This is a genomic window from Acidovorax sp. CF316 (genome assembly GCF_000276605.1).
Classification (GTDB): Bacteria; Pseudomonadota; Gammaproteobacteria; order Burkholderiales; family Burkholderiaceae_C; genus Acidovorax.
In genome coordinates this window covers 44,215-61,284 of the sequence record NZ_AKJX01000165.1, presented here as the reverse complement: position 1 = coordinate 61,284, position 17,070 = coordinate 44,215, and the positions used below count along the sequence as shown (strand labels likewise).

18 protein-coding genes and 2 tRNA genes are annotated in these 17,070 nt (G+C 64.7%); 15 read left to right on the top strand and 5 right to left on the bottom strand.

Going from position 1 to position 17,070, the window contains the following annotated elements; all coding sequences use genetic code 11:
* The first annotated feature begins 174 nt into the window (after nt 1-174).
* The 14 genes from PMI14_RS21425 (at nt 175) to PMI14_RS21360 (ending at nt 13,283) form a co-directional block, all read left to right on the top strand.
* A complete protein-coding gene (locus PMI14_RS21425) occupies nt 175-1,152 on the top strand; it encodes a zinc-binding dehydrogenase (RefSeq protein ID WP_007857473.1) in 978 nt (325 codons plus the stop codon).
* Nucleotides 1,153-1,179: 27 nt separating this feature from the next.
* Entirely contained in the window at nt 1,180-1,602 is a 423-nt protein-coding gene (locus PMI14_RS21420; protein ID WP_007857472.1) for a gamma-glutamylcyclotransferase, read from the top strand.
* A gap of 310 nt (nt 1,603-1,912) precedes the next feature.
* Nucleotides 1,913-3,232 (top strand): isocitrate lyase, encoded by a 1,320-nt coding sequence (gene aceA, locus PMI14_RS21415; protein ID WP_007857471.1) that lies wholly within the window; start codon nt 1,913-1,915, stop codon nt 3,230-3,232.
* A gap of 421 nt (nt 3,233-3,653) precedes the next feature.
* Entirely contained in the window at nt 3,654-5,573 is a 1,920-nt protein-coding gene (thrS, locus tag PMI14_RS21410; RefSeq protein WP_007857470.1) for a threonine--tRNA ligase, read from the top strand.
* Between the two features lie 80 nt (nt 5,574-5,653).
* Nucleotides 5,654-6,262, top strand: coding sequence for a translation initiation factor IF-3 (gene infC / locus PMI14_RS21405; RefSeq protein ID WP_081497365.1), 609 nt, complete (start codon nt 5,654-5,656; stop codon nt 6,260-6,262).
* A 186-nt stretch (nt 6,263-6,448) separates the two neighbouring features.
* Nucleotides 6,449-6,652, top strand: a complete 204-nt coding sequence (rpmI, locus tag PMI14_RS21400) for a 50S ribosomal protein L35 (protein WP_007857467.1) — start codon at nt 6,449-6,451, stop codon at nt 6,650-6,652.
* 24 nt (nt 6,653-6,676) lie between these two features.
* A complete protein-coding gene (gene rplT / locus PMI14_RS21395) occupies nt 6,677-7,036 on the top strand; it encodes a 50S ribosomal protein L20 (RefSeq protein WP_005795139.1) in 360 nt (119 codons plus the stop codon).
* A 104-nt stretch (nt 7,037-7,140) separates the two neighbouring features.
* Nucleotides 7,141-8,193: a phenylalanine--tRNA ligase subunit alpha gene (gene pheS / locus PMI14_RS21390; RefSeq protein ID WP_007857463.1), complete on the top strand. Its 1,053-nt coding sequence runs from the start codon at nt 7,141-7,143 to the stop codon at nt 8,191-8,193.
* Between the two features lie 105 nt (nt 8,194-8,298).
* The gene (pheT, locus tag PMI14_RS21385) at nt 8,299-10,746 is read left to right on the top strand and encodes a phenylalanine--tRNA ligase subunit beta (protein WP_007857462.1); all 2,448 of its coding nucleotides are present in this window, start codon (nt 8,299-8,301) and stop codon (nt 10,744-10,746) included.
* Between the two features lie 37 nt (nt 10,747-10,783).
* The gene (locus tag PMI14_RS21380) at nt 10,784-11,137 is read left to right on the top strand and encodes an integration host factor subunit alpha (protein ID WP_007857461.1); all 354 of its coding nucleotides are present in this window, start codon (nt 10,784-10,786) and stop codon (nt 11,135-11,137) included.
* Between the two features lie 101 nt (nt 11,138-11,238).
* Nucleotides 11,239-11,670 carry a MerR family transcriptional regulator gene (locus PMI14_RS21375; protein WP_007857460.1) on the top strand — a complete coding sequence of 144 codons (432 nt, stop codon included), beginning with the start codon at nt 11,239-11,241 and terminating at the stop codon, nt 11,668-11,670.
* A gap of 30 nt (nt 11,671-11,700) precedes the next feature.
* Nucleotides 11,701-11,777: transfer RNA gene (locus PMI14_RS21370), tRNA-Pro, on the top strand.
* Between the two features lie 317 nt (nt 11,778-12,094).
* Nucleotides 12,095-12,496, top strand: a complete 402-nt coding sequence (locus PMI14_RS33670) for a hypothetical protein (protein ID WP_007857459.1) — start codon at nt 12,095-12,097, stop codon at nt 12,494-12,496.
* Between the two features lie 94 nt (nt 12,497-12,590).
* Nucleotides 12,591-13,283 carry a hypothetical protein gene (locus tag PMI14_RS21360; protein ID WP_146187902.1) on the top strand — a complete coding sequence of 231 codons (693 nt, stop codon included), beginning with the start codon at nt 12,591-12,593 and terminating at the stop codon, nt 13,281-13,283.
* A gap of 66 nt (nt 13,284-13,349) precedes the next feature.
* On the opposite strand, the gene PMI14_RS21355 is transcribed toward PMI14_RS21360, so the two are convergent.
* On the bottom strand, nt 13,350-13,568 hold the full coding sequence (locus tag PMI14_RS21355; RefSeq protein WP_007857457.1) for a hypothetical protein: 219 nt from the start codon (nt 13,566-13,568) through the stop codon (nt 13,350-13,352).
* Between the two features lie 515 nt (nt 13,569-14,083).
* Between PMI14_RS21355 and PMI14_RS21350 the strand changes: the two genes are divergently transcribed.
* Nucleotides 14,084-14,449: a single-stranded DNA-binding protein gene (locus tag PMI14_RS21350; RefSeq protein WP_369751505.1), complete on the top strand. Its 366-nt coding sequence runs from the start codon at nt 14,084-14,086 to the stop codon at nt 14,447-14,449.
* A 25-nt stretch (nt 14,450-14,474) separates the two neighbouring features.
* Here PMI14_RS21350 and PMI14_RS21345 read toward each other — a convergent pair whose 3' ends face one another.
* From PMI14_RS21345 to PMI14_RS21330, 4 genes are all read right to left on the bottom strand, one after another.
* Nucleotides 14,475-14,666, bottom strand: a complete 192-nt coding sequence (locus tag PMI14_RS21345) for a hypothetical protein (RefSeq protein ID WP_238541876.1) — start codon at nt 14,664-14,666, stop codon at nt 14,475-14,477.
* 421 nt (nt 14,667-15,087) lie between these two features.
* Nucleotides 15,088-15,163: transfer RNA gene (locus PMI14_RS21340), tRNA-Thr, on the bottom strand.
* Between the two features lie 12 nt (nt 15,164-15,175).
* A complete protein-coding gene (locus tag PMI14_RS21335) occupies nt 15,176-16,183 on the bottom strand; it encodes a class 1 fructose-bisphosphatase (RefSeq protein WP_007857454.1) in 1,008 nt (335 codons plus the stop codon).
* 36 nt (nt 16,184-16,219) lie between these two features.
* On the bottom strand, nt 16,220-17,062 hold the full coding sequence (locus tag PMI14_RS21330) for a tetratricopeptide repeat protein (protein ID WP_007857453.1): 843 nt from the start codon (nt 17,060-17,062) through the stop codon (nt 16,220-16,222).
* Between the last annotated feature and the right edge of the window lie 8 nt (nt 17,063-17,070).

The following is a 17,070-nucleotide window of genomic DNA, read 5'->3' as shown; positions in this document are numbered from 1 at the left end:
GGGGGGGGGGCGGCGTTCGCTCCCGCGCTCCGATGCAATGCACGGGGATCGCGGGCAGGACAGGGGTGTCGGCAGAGCGACCCCGCGATGATTGCACAGGCGCTAAGCTCCTTTGGGTCCATGGCGCAGATCTGGCGCTTCTCTTTTTTCATCCCTTGTTCCAAGGAGCATCCCATGCGCAGTGTCGTTTTCGAATCCTTTGGCGAACCCTCCGAAGTGCTGGTCCTGGCCGACCGCCCGCAGCCCCAGCCCGCCGCCGGCCAGGTGCGGGTGCGCATGGCGATGTCGCCCATTCACAACCACGACCTGGCCATCATCCGCGGCAAGTACGGCTACAGGCCGCCGCTGCCGGCGGTTCCCGGTACGGAGGCGGTGGGGGTGGTCGACGCGCTCGGCGAGGGCGTCACGCACCTCCAGGTCGGCCAGCGTGTGATGCTGGCCGGTGCCAGCGCCACCTGGGCCGAGTACTTCCTGGCCCAGGGCGCCAAGCTGATCCCGGTGCCCGATGCGCTGTCGGACAGCCTGGCCTGCCAGCTCATCGCGATGCCGCTGTCGGCCGCCATGCTGCTGGAAGACCTGCAGCTGCAGCCCGGCCAGTGGATGGTGCAGAACACCGCCAACGGCGCCGTGGGCAAGACCGTGGCCATGCTGGCCCAGGCGCGCGGCGTGAAGGTGGTGAACCTGGTGCGCAGGGATGCTGGCGTGGCCGAGCTCGACGCCCTGGGCATTGCCAACGGTGTCTCGACCGAGCAGGCCGGCTGGGAGGAGCGCGTGCAGGCCATCACCGCTGGCGAGCCCATCGTGCGGGCGGTGGACTCCATCGGTGGCGATGCCGCCAACCAGATCATGAACGTGGTGGCGGCCGGGGCCACGCTGGTGTCCTTCGGTGCCATGTCGGGCCAGCCGCTGGTGCTGAGCGCCAACAACCTGATCTTCAAGCAGGCCACGGTCAAGGGCTTCTGGGGCGCCAAGCGCTCCGAGGCCACGCCACCAGCCGAGATGGCGCGGCTGATCGGCGAACTGATCCGCCTGGCCGCCAGCGGCGAACTGCGCCTGCCGGTGGAGGCGTCCTTCGACATTGCGGATGCGGCCAGGGCTGCGGCGGCCAGCGACGTGCCGGGCCGCGCCGGAAAAATCACGCTCACCGCCTGACGGGCATTCCCCAAGGATCTGCACGCCATGCCCGATGCATCCCCTTCTTCCGGCCCGCTGCGCTGCGTGTTCGTCTACGGCACCCTGCGCAAGGGGGGCTCCAACGACATCACACGGCTGCAGCCGGCACCGCGTTTCATCGGGTTCTCGCGCATTGCGGGCACGCTGTACCACCTGGGGGCCTACCCCGGGCTGGTGCTGGGCGGCACCGTGGACGTTGTCGGCGAGGTCTACGCCATGGAGCCGGCGCTGGAGCGGCGCCTCGACGCCATCGAGGAAATCTCCGGTGCACCCGACGACGAATACTTCAAGCGCGAAATCGCCCTGGAGGTGGGCGGCCGATCGGTGGACTGCCTGGTGTACGAGATCAACCCCAGCCGGGTGCGTTCGGCGGCGCGCATCGATGGCGGTGACTGGATGCGCGACGTGGCGCGTGCACCCAGGGCTTGACGGGGCCAGGCCGGCCTGGCAGTGCGGGTGCACGGGCTCCTGAAATCCCCTGATCAGCAAATTTCACATTGCAAAAATTGCTTTTGGCAATGCGGAATGCAAGAATGCTGCGGTGCGGCAATTTCTCTCAATACGAGAAAATGGTTTTCACATTGAGGAATTTGAAGCATAAAGTCTTGTTTTATAAGGGAAAAATTTATCTCTTATATAAGACATAAGAGCTTGTGCAACTCTTATACAAGACTTAAAGTTCTCTCCATGGGCAGCAGACGCAGCCCGGTGTTTTCAACCAACCTCAGGAGTAGACCCCATGCCCCAATCCTTCAACGAACAACTGAGCCGCGAACAGCAGATTGCCGCCCTGGAAAAAGACTGGGCGACCAACCCCCGCTGGAAGGGCATCAAGCGTGGCTACACCGCTGCCGACGTGGTACGTCTGCGCGGCTCCTTTCAGGTCGAACACACGCTGGCCCGCCGCGGTGCCGAGAAGCTGTGGGACCTGGTGAACAACGAGCCCTACGTGAACTGCCTGGGCGCGCTGACCGGTGGCCAGGCCATGCAGCAGGTGAAGGCCGGCATCAAGGCCATCTACCTGTCGGGCTGGCAAGTCGCTGCCGACAACAACGAGTACTCGGCCATGTACCCCGACCAGTCGCTGTACCCCGTGGACTCGGTGCCAAAGGTCGTGGAGCGCATCAACAACTCCTTCACCCGCGCTGACGAGATCCAGTGGTCCAAGGGCATCAACCCCGGCGACAAGGGTTACATCGACTACCACGCTCCCATCGTGGCCGATGCCGAAGCCGGTTTCGGCGGCGTGCTCAACGCCTACGAACTGATGAAGGCCATGATCCGCGCCGGTGCCGGTGGCGTGCACTTCGAAGACCAGCTGGCTTCCGTGAAGAAGTGCGGCCACATGGGGGGCAAGGTGCTGGTGCCCACCACCGAAGCCTGCCAGAAGCTGATCGCCGCCCGCATGGCTGCCGACGTCTACGGCGTGCCCACCCTGGTGATCGCCCGTACCGATGCCGAAGCCGCCGACTTGCTGACCAGCGACTACGACGAGAACGACAAGCCCTTCCTGACCGGTGAGCGCACCGCCGAAGGCTTCTACAAGACCAAGAAGGGCATGGACCAGGCCATCTCGCGCGCCGTGGCCTATGCCGAGTACGCCGACCTGGTGTGGTGCGAAACCGGCACGCCGGACCTGGAGTTCGCCCGCAAGTTCGCCGAAGCCGTGCACGCCAAGCACCCCGGCAAGATGCTGGCCTACAACTGCTCGCCTTCGTTCAACTGGAAGAAGAACCTGGACGACGCGACCATCGCCAAGTTCCAGCGCGAGCTGGGCGCCATGGGCTACAAGTACCAGTTCATCACGCTGGCTGGCATCCACTCCATGTGGTACAACATGTTCGATCTGGCCCAGGACTACGTGGCCCGCGGCATGTCGGCCTACGTCGAGAAGGTGCAGGAGCCCGAGTTCGCAGCCCGCGACCGCGGCTACAGCTTCGTGTCGCACCAGCAGGAAGTGGGCACGGGTTACTTCGACGAAGTGACCACCGTGATCCAGGGCGGCAAGTCCAGCGTGACCGCGCTGACCGGCTCGACCGAAGAAGAGCAGTTCCACTGATCCGAAATCCCTCGCCAAGGGGGATGAGGAGACTGCAAGAAGCCACCCTGCGGGGTGGCTTTTTGCTTTGGCTTGCCGGGGTGGGCCTGTTGTCGGGGCGCGACTGGCGGGGGCGATGCCGGGCGGTCAGATGGTCTGCGCCGTGCACCCTTCGGCGAACATGGTTAAAATGGCGGCATCAACTGTTTGATTTCCCACAAGGGCGAGAAAGGCAATCTGGTTATGACACCGCGAACTACAACGGAGTTCTCCACCGGCCACTAGTGGCTGGCCGTTCGCGCCTGCACGAGATTCACCTCTCCCCAATCAAAAGCGCGGCCGGTTCCGCGCTTTTTTGTTTTCCGATTCCGGCTGGCGTGCGCCGCAGCACCTGCCCCGCGATCGACCCCCATACCCACCATCCACGGATTAGAGACCCATCATGATTCACATCACGCTCCCCGACGGCTCGCAGCGAGAGTTTCCCGGCCCGGTCACGGTCGCCGAAGTGGCGGCATCGATCGGCACGGGCCTGGCTAAGGCCGCCCTGGCCGGCAAGATCGGCGACAAGGTGGTGGACACCAGCTACCAGATCACGGCCGACAGCCCCCTGTCCATCGTGACGGCCAAGGACGCCGACGGCCTGGATGTGATCCGCCACTCCACGGCCCACTTGCTGGCCTATGCCGTCAAGGAGCTGTTTCCCGAGGCGCAGGTGACCATCGGCCCGGTGATCGAGAACGGCTTCTTCTACGACTTCGCTTACAAGCGCCCCTTCACGCCCGATGACCTGGTGGCCATCGAAAAGCGCATGGCCGAGCTGGCTGCCAAGGACGAGCCCGTGGTGCGCCGCGTGCTGCCGCGCGATGAGGCCGTGGCCTACTTCAAGGGCCTGGGCGAGCACTACAAGGCCGAGATCATCGCCAGCATCCCGAGCAACGAGGATGTGAGCCTGTACCGCGAAGGCGCGTTCGAGGACCTGTGCCGCGGCCCCCACGTGCCCAGCACCGGCAAGCTCAAGTTCTTCAAGCTCATGAAGGTGGCCGGCGCCTACTGGCGCGGCGACCACCGCAATGAAATGCTGCAGCGCATCTACGGCACGGCCTGGTCCACCAAGGATGAGCTGCAACAGTACCTCACCATGCTGGAAGAGGCCGAAAAGCGCGACCACCGCAAGCTCGGCCGCGAGCTCGACCTGTTCCACATGGACGAGCATTCGCCCGGCACGGTGTTCTGGCACCCCAAGGGCTGGGCCCTGTGGCAGGAGGTGGAGCAGTACATGCGCCGCGTGTACCGCAACAACGGCTACCAGGAGGTCAAGGGCCCGCAGATCCTGGACAAGCAGCTGTGGGAGAAGACCGGCCACTGGGACAAGTACCACGAGAACATGTTCACCACCGAGTCGGAAAAGCGCGAGTACGCGCTCAAGCCGATGAACTGCCCCGGCCACATCCTGATCTACAAGCAGGGCATCAAGAGCTACCGCGATCTGCCGCTGCGCTACGGCGAGTTCGGTGCCTGCCACCGCAACGAGCCCACGGGCGGCCTGCACGGCATCATGCGCGTGCGCGGCTTCACGCAGGACGACGGCCACATCTTCTGCACCGAAGAGCAGGTGCTGGAGGAGTGTGCCAACTACACGGCGCTGGTGCAGAAGGTCTACAAGGACTTCGGCTTCACCAACATCATCTACAAGGTGGCCACGCGCCCCGAGGCGCGCATCGGCACCGATGAATCGTGGGACCGCGCTGAGAAGGCGCTGATGGACGGCCTGCGCCATTCGGGCTGCGAGTTCGAGATCGCCGAGGGCGAGGGCGCCTTCTACGGCCCCAAGATCGAGTACACGCTCAAGGATGCCCTGGGACGCCAGTGGCAGTGCGGCACGATGCAGATCGACCCGAACCTGCCCGAGCGCCTGGACGCCGAGTACGTGGCCGAAGACGGCAGCCGCAAGCGCCCGCTGATGCTGCACCGCGCCACGGTGGGCAGCATGGAGCGCTTCATCGGCATGCTGATCGAGCACTATGCTGGCGCCTTCCCCGTGTGGCTGGCTCCGGTGCAGGTCTCGGTGCTCAATATCACCGACGCGCAGGCCGATTACTGTCGCGAAATTGTTGAACGGCTGCAAAAAGCACTGCCGAATCAAGACCTTAGGGTGGGCCTGGATCTGCGCAACGAGAAGATTACGTATAAAATACGCGAGCATTCGTTGCAAAAGCTGCCGTACATCCTCGTCGCGGGCGACAAGGAGAAGGCCGCAGGCGCCGTTGCAGTACGCGGCCGGGGCAATCGTGACCTCGGAGTGATGTCGATCGAAGCGTTCGCTGAGCTGATCGCCAATGACATCGCCACCAAAGCCTGAGTTTGATTCAAAACGCGCTTTGTCGCTTGCCAACTGTACGGTTGTAGCTACATTTTTTGTAGTATTTTGATTGAAGGAAGATAGCCATCGCTACTGAATTTCGTGATCGTCGCCACCGTGAAGAGCGCAAGCACCGCCTGAACCGTGAAATCATGGCCCCGGAAGTCCGTCTCTCCGGGCCGGAGAATGAGCCTTTGGGCGTGGTCAGCCTCATGGAAGCCCTGCGCATGGCAGGTGAGCTGGACGTGGACCTGGTGGAAATCGCCGCCACGGCCAATCCTCCGGTGTGCCGCCTGATGGACTACGGCAAGTTCAAGTACCAGGAGCAAAAGCGCGCTGCCGAGGCGAAGGCCAAGCAGACGGTGATCGAGATCAAGGAAGTCAAATTCCGTCCGGGTACGGACGATGGCGACTACAACATCAAGATGCGCAACATCCGCCGCTTTCTGGCCGAGGGTGACAAGTGCAAGATCACGCTGCGTTTTCGCGGCCGTGAAATCACCCACCAGGAGCTGGGTCTGGCGCTGCTCAACCGCATTCGCGATGAGCTGGCCGACACCATCATCATCGAGCAGTTTCCCAAGTTGGAAGGCCGCCAGATGATCATGATGATCGCGCCGGGCAAGAAGAAGCCCGCCGCCGCCAAGGCGGCCGCGACGGAAGGCACGCCTTCGGGCAGTGCCGCCTGAGGCGGGTCCGCTGCACAGAGACAAGGATTTGCCAGGCAGCCCCTGCAAGGGGGTTGCCCGGCGATAGGCAGTGCGAAAGCACTGCCGCACAGCCGGTGAAAGCCGGCTGAAAAAGTGGCTCGGGGCCAACAAGTTTGCAAATCGTTTTGCAAACGCCTCACGAGCACAACGAAAAGGAGCATTCACATGCCCAAAATGAAGACCAAGAGCAGCGCGAAAAAACGTTTCCGCGTTCGTCCCGGTGGCACCGTCAAGCGCGGTCAAGCCTTCAAGCGTCACATCTTGACCAAGAAGACCACCAAGAACAAGCGCCACCTGCGTGGTGCAGTGAATGTGCATGAGACCAACATGGGCTCTATTGCACAAATGCTGCCCGGTGCTGGCCTTTAATAACGACGAACAAGGAGTACTCACATGCCTCGCGTCAAACGTGGTGTAACGGCCCGTGCCCGTCACAAGAAAGTTCTCGCCCTCGCAAAGGGCTTCCGTGGTCGCCGCGGTAACGTCTTCCGTATCGCCAAACAGGCGGTAATGAAGGCTGGGCAATATGCCTACCGTGACCGCCGCACCAAGAAGCGCGTGTTCCGCCAGCTGTGGATCGCCCGTATCAACGCCGCTGCCCGTGAACTGGGCCTGACCTACAGCCAGTTCGCCAACGGCCTGAAGAAGGCATCCATCGAGATCGACCGCAAGATGCTGGCCGACCTCGCAGTGCACGACAAGGCTGCCTTCGGCAGCATCGTGGAGCAAGTCAAGGCCAAGCTGGCTGCTTGAGTTCACGACAGGCGGCCGTCTCTCACCGGACGGCTGTTTGCGCAATAACAGCAAGGGCTAGGGCTTGTGAAGGCACTAGCCCTTGTTCATTTTCAAGAGTCGATATGAACGAGTTGGATACCCTGGTCGAGAGCGCGACGCAACTGTTTGCGCAAAGCGCCACCCCTGCTGATCTGGAAAACGCCAAGGCGCAGTTCCTGGGCAAGTCGGGTCGCGTGACCGAGCTCATGAAGGGCATGGCGCAGCTGTCGGTGGACGAGAAGAAGTCCCGCGGTGCCGCCATCAACGTCGCCAAGCAGGCCATCGAAGCTGCGCTCACTGCGCGCCGCCAGGCGCTGGCCGATGCGGAGCTGCAGGTCCAGCTCAAGGCCGAGGCCCTGGACGTGAGCCTGCCAGGGCGCCAGCGCGGGCAGGGCGGCCTGCACCCGGTGTCGCTCACGTTCGAGCGCATCGAGGGCATCTTCGGCTCCATGGGTTTCGACGTGGCCCAGGGCCCCGAGATCGAGACCGACTGGTTCAACTTCACCGCACTGAACACGCCGGAAGACCATCCCGCGCGTTCCATGCACGACACCTTCTACGTGGAAGGCGGCACCCCCGAGGCGCCCAACCTGCTGCGCACGCATACCAGCCCCATGCAGATCCGCCACGCGGTGCAGCATGTGAAGAAGCACCGCGCTGCGCTGGATGCCGGCCAGTCCATGCCCGAGGTCCGCGTCATCGCGCCGGGCCGCACCTACCGTGTGGACAGCGATGCCACGCACTCGCCCATGTTCCACCAGTGCGAAGGCCTGTGGATCGGCGAGAACGTGAGCTTCAAGGACCTGAAGGTGATCTTCACGGCCTTCTGCCGCACCTTCTTCGAAAGCGATGACCTGGTGCTGCGCTTTCGCCCGAGCTTCTTCCCCTTTACCGAGCCCAGCGCCGAGATCGACATCCAGTTCCAGACCGGCCCGCTGGCCGGCCGCTGGCTGGAGGTGGCGGGCTCGGGCCAGGTGCACCCCAACGTGGTGCGCAACATGGGCCTGGACCCTGAAAAGTACATCGGCTTTGCCTTTGGCATGGGCATGGACCGCCTGACCATGCTGCGCTATGGCGTGAACGACCTGCGCCTGTTCTTCGACGGCGACATCCGCTTCCTGTCGCAGTTCCAGTAAGAAGGGCCGGCCCCCGCTGCAAGGCAGGGCCACCCGCCGTTTTCGCCCTGGCGCGCGCCTTGAGATCCTGGCCGCGCAAGGCACTTTCCGTACAAGAGTTCGACTATGCAATTCCCTGAATCCTGGTTGCGTGAGTTCTGCAACCCACCCCTTTCGACCGCCGAGCTGGCCGAGACGCTGACCATGGCCGGCCTGGAGGTGGAAGAGCTGCGCCCCGTGGCGCCGCCGTTCGCAAAGATCGTCGTGGGCGAGATCAAGGAGGCCGTGCAGCACCCCGATGCCGACCGCCTGCGCGTGTGCCAGGTGGACGTGGGGCAGGGTGCCCTGCTGAACATCGTCTGCGGTGCGCCCAATGCGCGCGTGGGCATCAAGGTGCCATGCGCCCTGGTAGGGGCCGAGCTGCCGCCCAGCGACGACGGCAAACCCTTCCTGATCAAGGTCGGCAAGCTGCGCGGCGTGGAAAGCCAGGGCATGCTTTGCTCGGCACGCGAACTCAAGCTGTCGGAAGACCATGGCGGCCTGCTCGAGCTCGACGCCTCCGCGCCCGTTGGCCAGGACATCCGCGAGCACCTGAACCTGGACGACACGCTGTTCACGCTCAAGCTCACGCCCAACCTGGCGCATTGCCTGAGCGTCTACGGCATTGCCCGCGAAGTTTCCGCGCTGACGGGCGTGCCATTGCAGCAGCCTGCCTTCCCGGCCGTGGCATCGACTGTGGCAGACAAGCTCGCGGTGCAGGTGAGCGCGCCCGACCTGTGCGGCCGCTTCAGCGGCCGCGTGGTGCGCAACGTGAACACGCGCGCCACCACGCCCCAGTGGATGCTCGATCGCCTGGCGCGCTGCGGCCAGCGCGGCGTGTCGCCGCTGGTGGACATCTCCAACTACGTGATGTTCGAGCTGGGTCGTCCCTCGCACATCTTCGACCTGGACAAGATCCACGGCGGCCTGGACGTGCGCTGGGGCAAGGCGGGCGAGCAGCTCAAGCTGCTCAACGGCAACACCATCACCGTCGACGAGAAGGTCGGCGTGATCGCCGACGCCCAGCAGGTCGAATCGCTCGCCGGCATCATGGGCGGCGATGCCACGGCCGTGTCGGACGACACGAAGCACATCTACATCGAGGCCGCGTTCTGGTGGCCCAAGGCCGTCGCCGGCCGCTCGCGCCGCTACAACTTCTCGACCGATGCGGGCCACCGCTTCGAGCGCGGCGTGGACCCCGAGCTGACGGTGGAGCACATCGAGCGCATCACCCAGCTGGTGATCGACATCTGCGGCACGCCCGAGACGGCCTGCGGCCCGATGGACGACCAGCGCGTGAACCTGCCGGTGCCGGCACCCGTCACGCTGCGCGTGGCGCGTGCGTCCAAGGTCATCGGCATGCCGCTCACGCAGGCGCAGTGCGCCGACGTGTTCCAGCGCCTGGGCCTGCCGTTCACCGAAGGTGAAGGCACCATCACCGTGACCCCGCCGGCCTACCGCTTCGACATCACCATCGAGGAAGACCTGATCGAGGAGGTCGCGCGCATGGTGGGCTACAACAACCTGCCCACCACGGCGCCGCTGGCACCGATCACCCCCAAGCTGCCGGCCGAGGCCACGCGCAGCCCGTTCGCCGTGCGCCGCACGCTGGCTGGTCTGGGCTACCAGGAAACCATCAACTTCAGCTTCGTCGAAGAGCGCTGGGAGCAGGAGCTGGCGGGCAACGCCCAGCCCATCAAGCTGCTCAACCCCATCGCCAGCCAGATGAGCGTGATGCGCTCTAGCTTGCTGGGCTCGCTGCTGCAGGTGCTCAAGTTCAACCTGGACCGCCGTGCCGAGCGCGTGCGCGTGTTCGAGCTGGGCCGCGTGTTCCTGCGCGACGCCAGCATGAAGAACACCGACACCACGGTGGAGGGCTTCCACCAGCCCATGCGCGTGGCCGGTGTGGCTTATGGCGCGAACGACATGCTGCAATGGGGCCGCAAGGAGCAGGGCATCGACTTCTTCGATGTGAAGGGCGATGTCGAGGCCTTGCTGGCGCCACTCAAAGCCACCTTCGAACCGGGCGAGCACCCGGCCATGCACCCCGGCCGCTGTGCCCGCGTGCTGGCGCAGGGCCGGGCCATCGGCTTCGTGGGCGAGCTGCATCCGCAGTGGCGCCAGTCGTGGGAGCTGCCGCTGGCGCCCGTGATGTTCGAGCTGGAGCTCGATGCCGTGCTGCAGCGCGTGGTGCCGCAGTTCAAGTCGGTCGCCAAGCACCAGGCTGTCGAGCGTGACCTGGCCGTGGTCGTGGCCGAGCGCGTGACGCATGCCGAGGTGGTAGCGGCCGTGCAGGCTGCCGTGCCCGGTGGCATGCTGCGCTCTGCCGTGCTGTTCGACGTCTACCGACCCAAGCCGCTCAAGGCCGGCGAAGAGACGCCGGCCGGCGGCCTGGCACCCAGCGAGAAGAGTCTGGCCGTGCGCCTGACCCTGGGCAGCGACGAAGCCACGCTGACCGAGGCCGAGATCGAGGCCGCCGTGCAGGCGGCTGTGACGCAGCTCACACAGCGCGTGGGCGCGCGGCTGCGCGGCTGAGGATCACGGCGACAATAGCCCAAGCGAACACAACAACATGACGATGCTGACGGGGAGAGATACCGTGATCGAATTTGCAGTCGAAAGCCTGGAAACCCCTGCGCTCACCAAGGCGCAGCTGGCGGATCTCTTGTTCGACCAGATCGGGCTGAACAAGCGCGAGTCCAAGGACATGATCGACGCGTTCTTCGACCTCGTCTCGCAGAGCCTGGTGGAAGGCGACGACGTGAAGCTCTCGGGCTTTGGCAACTTCCAGATCCGCACCAAGGCGCCGCGCCCCGGGCGCAACCCGCGCACCGGCGAGGCGATCCCGATCCAGGCGCGGCGCGTGGTCACCTTCCACGCCAGCAGCAAGCTCAAGGAACAGATCCAGGCCGCGGCCGGATTGTGAATTTTTGCCTGATCGGCGGCTGAATCCGCGCTGGCGGTCTGGCGGTTCCTGCCGGCCTGCAGTACCCTTGCAGGCTTTCCCGTTTGATTGCTGAATCACCCATGGGCACTGTGCTTCCCGCCATTCCTGCCAAGCGCTACTTCACCATCGGTGAGGTGGCGGAGCTGTGCGGCGTGAAGCCGCATGTGCTGCGCTATTGGGAACAGGAATTCACCCAGCTGCGCCCCATGAAGCGGCGCGGCAACCGCCGCTACTACCAGCACCATGAGGTGCTCATGATCCGCCGCATCCGCGACCTGCTGTACGACCAGGGGTTCACCATCAGCGGTGCGCGCAACAGGCTGCAGGAGCTGGCACTGCCGGCGCGCAGCGAGGCAGGGCAGGGCGAGCACGATGCACCGGACAGCGAGCTGCCGAGCATGTTGATCGACGAGGCGCACGGCCTGTCCATCGGTTCTTCGGCCTTCGCTTTTGACTCGAATGCAGTGCGCCAAGAATTATTTGAGATCCGAGCCCTACTTTCTCCGAACTAGCCAAATTTGTGCATATAATCTAAGTCTTGTCGGCGTGTAGCGCAGCCTGGTAGCGCACTTGCATGGGGTGCAAGGGGTCGCGAGTTCGAATCCCGCCACGCCGACCATTTTCTTCGATGAACAACGGGCTATCGCCACAAGCGGTAGCCCGTTTTTCTTTGTGCGCTCGCATCTTGTGGTGCGGTGATCGGCGCACCCGTCGCTGTTGATCGGATGTGTTGGAGACGCGCAGGCAGGCCTGGCTTTCGCGCTTGTTGCCGATGGCTTCATTCAAGCGCGCGGACGTATCGCTTCACTGGCCCTGGCCCTGGGCCTGGGCCACCGCCGCCGCTGGCGGGCGTTTTCTTGTTTGTGTATCCATGTGTTTCTGGTAAGGTTTTGCGCTCGGAAGACCAAGACCTCTCTTTTCCAGGACTGCTTTTTTATGCGTGTTTCCCGAATGACGTCGGCGGGGGTGGTGCTGTGCACCGCGGCACTGCTGGGTGGCTGTGCCACCTGGTCCACGAGTTCCGTTCACCATGCCGCGCCGGCCACTGAGGCCACAGCCAGCGCGCCCCGGCTGAGTCCCTCGCAGGTGTCCATCACCGACAAGGACATCGTGGACCGGCGCTACGCCGCGTTGGGCGATATCACCGTCAGGGTCAACAAGACCACGATCTTCCATCCTGCGCCGACACCCGAGCTCGTGAACGACAGGCTGCGCGAGAAGGCCGCCGCGATGTGGGCCGATGCCGTGGTCCTGGTGCGCTATGGCGACGTGGGCATTTCGATGATGAGTTGGGGCACCCTGGAGGGCAAAGGCCGTGCAGTCAAATTCGTACCTTAAGGTTCTGGGCGGCGCGGCCGCATTGGTGCTTGTGGCGGGTTGCGCAACCCGGGCACCCCGGCTGCCGGACGCCAGGGGGCCGGATCCGAGGGCCTTGGATGCCAGGGTTCCTGCCGGCAGCGGCGACCAGGCGGCACCGCCCACGACCTTGCTCATGCCGTTCGCTCCGCCTTCGGCTCCTGTGGCAGGCGTGGTGCAGGACCTCCGGCCGGATGCCGTGATCGCCTCCCGTGTGTGGGAGGGCCTGACCGAGGCCGAGCGTGCCCGGCTCAAGCTGCAGTATGCAACGCAGGTGCTGCGCGCCGATGGCTATGGCGCCATCGTCGATGTGCAAGGGGTTGATCGCTCGATCCCCGGCACAACGGCAGGCGCGCACCTGGGTGGCGCCATTGCGGGTGCTGCCTACCTCGACCGCGGCCTGCGTGGGGGCAACTACTCCGCCGGGGGCGCGCTGGCTGCCACCCTGGTGGGGGCGGTCATCGGCTCGGCCATGGACCGCAGGCACCAGGCGCGCTACCAGTTTCGCTACACGGTGCGCCAAGGCGACGGCGAGATGCGCTATGTGGATGACTTCACCACGACCCCATTCAGGCATTCGCCTGGTCTGTGCGTGCGGGTGCCCGAGCTGACGCAGGTGGGGCAGCATGTGTGCGAACAGACGCCGGAGTCGGTGCGCCAGCGCTACCTCGCGATGGAGTGGACGCCGCCCGCCGCTGCGGCAGAGCCTGCGCCCCAGGCCCTCGGCGCTGTGGTGCCCGTGGTGCCTCCTGCCAAGCCTGTGCAGTAGGGCCAGTCCAGGCGTACGCCTGCCGCACGCCCTGCCTGTCGAAGGGCTCCGTGCCTGTCGGATGCCTCAGCGCCCCAGCCGGGCCAGTGACTGCTGGATGTTGGCAAAGGCCTGGGTGAGCTTGTGGGTGGCGCGCTGCAACTCTTCGGGCTTGACCTCGCTGGTGCGGCGGCACCGCGGGCAGGTGATGCGCGGGCTCAGCTTGAGCTTGCCCAGCCGCTCCTTGATGGCCTGCTGGCAGTGCGGGCAGGGCAGTTCGATGCTGGCGTCGTCCAGAACAGTCATGGTGTCCCCTCTCGAAAGATGGTGGGTGCGAACTGGTGGAGCTTGCCAAGCCATTGTCACCGGTTTGCCGGCGCGCGCCAAATGGGGCCTGGGCGGCCGGGCGGCGTTGTGTGCCCGAAGTCTGCCGCCAGTGTCGCGTGCTTGCAGCACCGCGGTGCGCAAGGCACTTTGTTTGAGGGGCCGGTGGTTACAATACGTACTGGCTTTTGGATGGATGTGCGTGCTGCCCGTGGCGGCTGTGCGCAGGTCATGAGACAGGACGCCGTGCGGGTTGGTCCGGGGCCGCGGGGCAGTTCTGCTCCGGGGCGGGCCATTCTTTCAATGGGGTGCGGGGCGTGGTGGTTGCCATGTGCTGGCGAACTGCTGCGGTCTAGCGCTCCTTTGAAAAGCCCGTGTCGGCGGCGACCCCATCATTCACGGCAAGAGCCCAGAGCCAATTGGTCCTGGGCTTTTTTTGTGGACAGGGGCGGCGTGTTTTTCGAGACTGCTGTGTTCCGGCCGGGTGGGCGGGGGCGATGGCCCCGGCAAGAACAAACCGACAACAAGTGCTGGATGGGGATTGCATGATCGATGGACTGATTTCGGGCCGTCTCTACGGGGGCCCAGAGCGGCGTCTGGACAAGGTAGGAAAGCCTTACATGGTGGCCAAAGTGCGGGCCCCGAGTGCAGAGGGCGAGATGCTGTTCGTCAACGTCATTGCGTTCGATGACGACGTGTGCCTGGCCATGGAGCAGCTGCACGATGGCGAGTCCATCTCCGTCGCGGGCTCCGTGACCCCCAAGGTGTGGACCGACAAGCAGGGCAATGTGCGCCCGGCACTCGACATGGTCGCCCACCGCGTGATGAGCGCGCGCGACGCGTACCAGACGCAAACCAACTGATCTGCCTGGCTGGGGCCGCGCTGCCTCAGCCGTGGCTGGGTGGTCGACCGGTGTGCATGCCGCCGGGCCTGGCCTGGGTGCCGCTGCTGGCAAAGCCCATGGCTTCCAGCTCTTCGGGTGACGGATGCAGCTCGCACACTTCGGGCTGGCGATGCTCGATGGAGCGGCGCCGCTCGTGCTTGTCGGGCGGGCCGTCTTCACGTTGGCGGCGATCCATGCCGCTGCGTCGTTCAATAGGGACAGTCTTTTCCATGGCGTGGGCCTGAGGGTCTTTCTGGAGGCTGGCGGTCAATGCCCGCGGCCCGTGGCTTGTCGGCCATGGGTTCGTTGCATAGAGAGTCCGGGAGCCTGCCGGCAGGGTGGGTGCCAGTATGCCCTTGTGGTGGCCGGAAATAGACGGAAGTATCCCGGCTGCAAGACTTGTTGACGTTTGGGGTGTGGCCCAGGCCGTCATCGGGTTTCTTGGCCCCATGCCTGTGCACCTGGCCTGCGGCTGCTGGCACGAGCTGCATGCCGATCACCGGTGCTTTGCTGCCGCGTTGGAGGTGTGCGGTCGAGCGGTTCGAAGTGCCATGCTGCGGGAGAGGTACGAACCAAGCAAAAAGCCCCTGACTCTTGCGAATCAGGGGCTTTTCATTTGGTGCCGGAGAGATGAATCGAACACCCGACCTTCTCATTACGAATGAGCTGCTCTACCGACTGAGCTACACCGGCGTAAGACTTAGATTATAGCGTGGAATGGTAGCTTGTCACGCGTTCGACCTCATTTTTTGATCCGAGGATCACGCTGACGCGCTCATGCAACTGCGTGGGCTCTATGTCCATGATGCGCTGTTTGCCGTTGGTCGCGGCACCGCCGGCCTGCTCGACAAGCCAGGACATGGGATTGGCCTCGTACATCAGGCGCAGCTTGCCGGGCTTGTTGGGTTCGCGCTTGTCCCAGGGGTACATGAAGATGCCGCCGCGCGTGAGGATGCGGTGCACGTCGGCCACCATGCTGGCGATCCAGCGCATGTTGAAGTCCTTGCCGCGCGGGCCGTCCTTGCCCTGCAGGCACTCGTCGATGTAGCGCTTCACGGGAGCGTCCCAGTGGCGCATGTTGCTCATGTTGATGGCGAATTCCTTGGTGTCCTCGGGAATGCGCACGTTCTCTTCGGTGAGCACGAAGGAGCCCTGCTCACGGTCCAGCGTGAACATGGCCACGCCGTCGCCCACGGTGAGCACCAGCGTGGTCTGCGGGCCGTAGATGCAGTAGCCTGCCGCCACCTGGGAGGTGCCGGGCTGCAGGAAGTCGCCAGCCTCCACGCCGCGGTCGTCATCGGGCTTCTTGAGCACGCTGAAGATGGTGCCGATGCTCACGTTCACGTCGATGTTGCTCGAGCCGTCGAGGGGATCGAACAGCAGCAGGTATTCGCCCTGCGGGTAGCGGTTGGGCACCAGGTAGATGCCGTCCATTTCCTCGGAGGCCATGGCGGCCAGGTGGCCGCCCCATTCGTTGGCTTCGATCAGCACCTCGTTGGCGATGATGTCCAGCTTCTTCTGGATCTCGCCCTGCACGTTCTCGCTGGACGCCGTGCCGAGCACGCCGCCGAGTGCGCCCTTGTTGACGGCCTGGCTGATGCTCTTGCACGAGCGGGCCACCACTTCGAGCAGCAGGCGCAGCTGCGAGGGGATGAGCCCGTCGATGCGTTGCTGCTCGACCAGGTAGCGGGTGAGGGAGATGCGGGAGCTCATCGGTAGATCGTCCTTGGCTTGGGTTCTTTGGTGGAATTACTTGGATTGCTGCTCGCGTTCGGACAGCTCGGCCAGCGTCGCCTGTGCTTCTTCGAGCAGGTTCTCGTCGCCGCTGGCGCGGGCAATGGCCACCCGTTGCGTGAGCAGGCTGCGCGCCAGGGCGTCGTCGCCGGTCTCATGGGCCAGCACGCCTTGCTGGAACAGCGTGTCCAGCACGATGCCATCGTCCTGCAGTGCCTGGCCCAGGGCCAGCCGCTGCTGCAGATAGCTGTGGGATTGGGCATGCTCGCCCAGTTCGTAGGCGTTCTGCGCCAGGTTGTTGATGAGGCCTGACAGGCGCAGGTCGGTATCCGAGCCGAAGACCTGCCGCGCGTCGGTCAGCAACTGCTGGTTGTGCGCCAGGGCCTCGGCAAAGCGGCCGGCCTCGTGCAGGGCGTAGCCGATCTCTTCGCGGATGCCCAGCTTCTGGTCGGCGCTCAGCGTTGCACCCTCCTGGTCGGCCCAGTGGGCCGACTGGCGCAGGTGCTCGATGGCGGTGTCGTACTCCTCGGACTGCAGCGCCGACTCGCCGATGGCGTAGTGCTTCTGGCAGCGGTCCGCCGTGGTGAGATCACCCAGCGCCGAGCGGATGGCCAGGGCGCGCAGCCCCAGGGGCAGGCCCTCGTCGTCCATCTGGCGCTTGGAATACACCACGAACTGCAGCCACAGCAGCTGGGCCAGCTCGGGTGACTCCGCGCCCAGGCCCTCGGCCAGCGGGCGCAGGGCGGCCAGGTCGGCCGACATGGCCGTGCCGCTGAACATGGCGTCGGCGTCGTACACCGTGTCGAGCAGCTGGTTGAAGCGCCGCGCGAACTCTTGTGCGGAATCGGTGAATGCCATGGTGCGTC

Bases quoted from the DNA above. Each gene is read 5' to 3' on its own strand.
- PMI14_RS21375 (WP_007857460.1), top strand. From the start codon at position 11,239: ATGGGCACTGTGCTTCCCGCCATTCCTGCCAAGCGCTACTTCACCATC.
- PMI14_RS21425 (WP_007857473.1), top strand. From the start codon at position 175: ATGCGCAGTGTCGTTTTCGAATCCTTTGGCGAACCCTCCGAAGTGCTG.
- PMI14_RS21350 (WP_369751505.1), top strand. From the start codon at position 14,084: ATGGCCCCGGCAAGAACAAACCGACAACAAGTGCTGGATGGGGATTGC.
- PMI14_RS21380 (WP_007857461.1), top strand. From the start codon at position 10,784: ATGACGATGCTGACGGGGAGAGATACCGTGATCGAATTTGCAGTCGAA.
- rpmI (WP_007857467.1), top strand. From the start codon at position 6,449: ATGCCCAAAATGAAGACCAAGAGCAGCGCGAAAAAACGTTTCCGCGTT.
- PMI14_RS21335 (WP_007857454.1), bottom strand. From the start codon at position 16,183: ATGAGCTCCCGCATCTCCCTCACCCGCTACCTGGTCGAGCAGCAACGC.
- PMI14_RS33670 (WP_007857459.1), top strand. From the start codon at position 12,095: ATGCGTGTTTCCCGAATGACGTCGGCGGGGGTGGTGCTGTGCACCGCG.
- rplT (WP_005795139.1), top strand. From the start codon at position 6,677: ATGCCTCGCGTCAAACGTGGTGTAACGGCCCGTGCCCGTCACAAGAAA.
- pheS (WP_007857463.1), top strand. From the start codon at position 7,141: ATGAACGAGTTGGATACCCTGGTCGAGAGCGCGACGCAACTGTTTGCG.
- PMI14_RS21355 (WP_007857457.1), bottom strand. From the start codon at position 13,568: ATGACTGTTCTGGACGACGCCAGCATCGAACTGCCCTGCCCGCACTGC.
- aceA (WP_007857471.1), top strand. From the start codon at position 1,913: ATGCCCCAATCCTTCAACGAACAACTGAGCCGCGAACAGCAGATTGCC.
- thrS (WP_007857470.1), top strand. From the start codon at position 3,654: ATGATTCACATCACGCTCCCCGACGGCTCGCAGCGAGAGTTTCCCGGC.
- PMI14_RS21330 (WP_007857453.1), bottom strand. From the start codon at position 17,062: ATGGCATTCACCGATTCCGCACAAGAGTTCGCGCGGCGCTTCAACCAG.
- pheT (WP_007857462.1), top strand. From the start codon at position 8,299: ATGCAATTCCCTGAATCCTGGTTGCGTGAGTTCTGCAACCCACCCCTT.
- PMI14_RS21420 (WP_007857472.1), top strand. From the start codon at position 1,180: ATGCCCGATGCATCCCCTTCTTCCGGCCCGCTGCGCTGCGTGTTCGTC.
- PMI14_RS21345 (WP_238541876.1), bottom strand. From the start codon at position 14,666: ATGGATCGCCGCCAACGTGAAGACGGCCCGCCCGACAAGCACGAGCGG.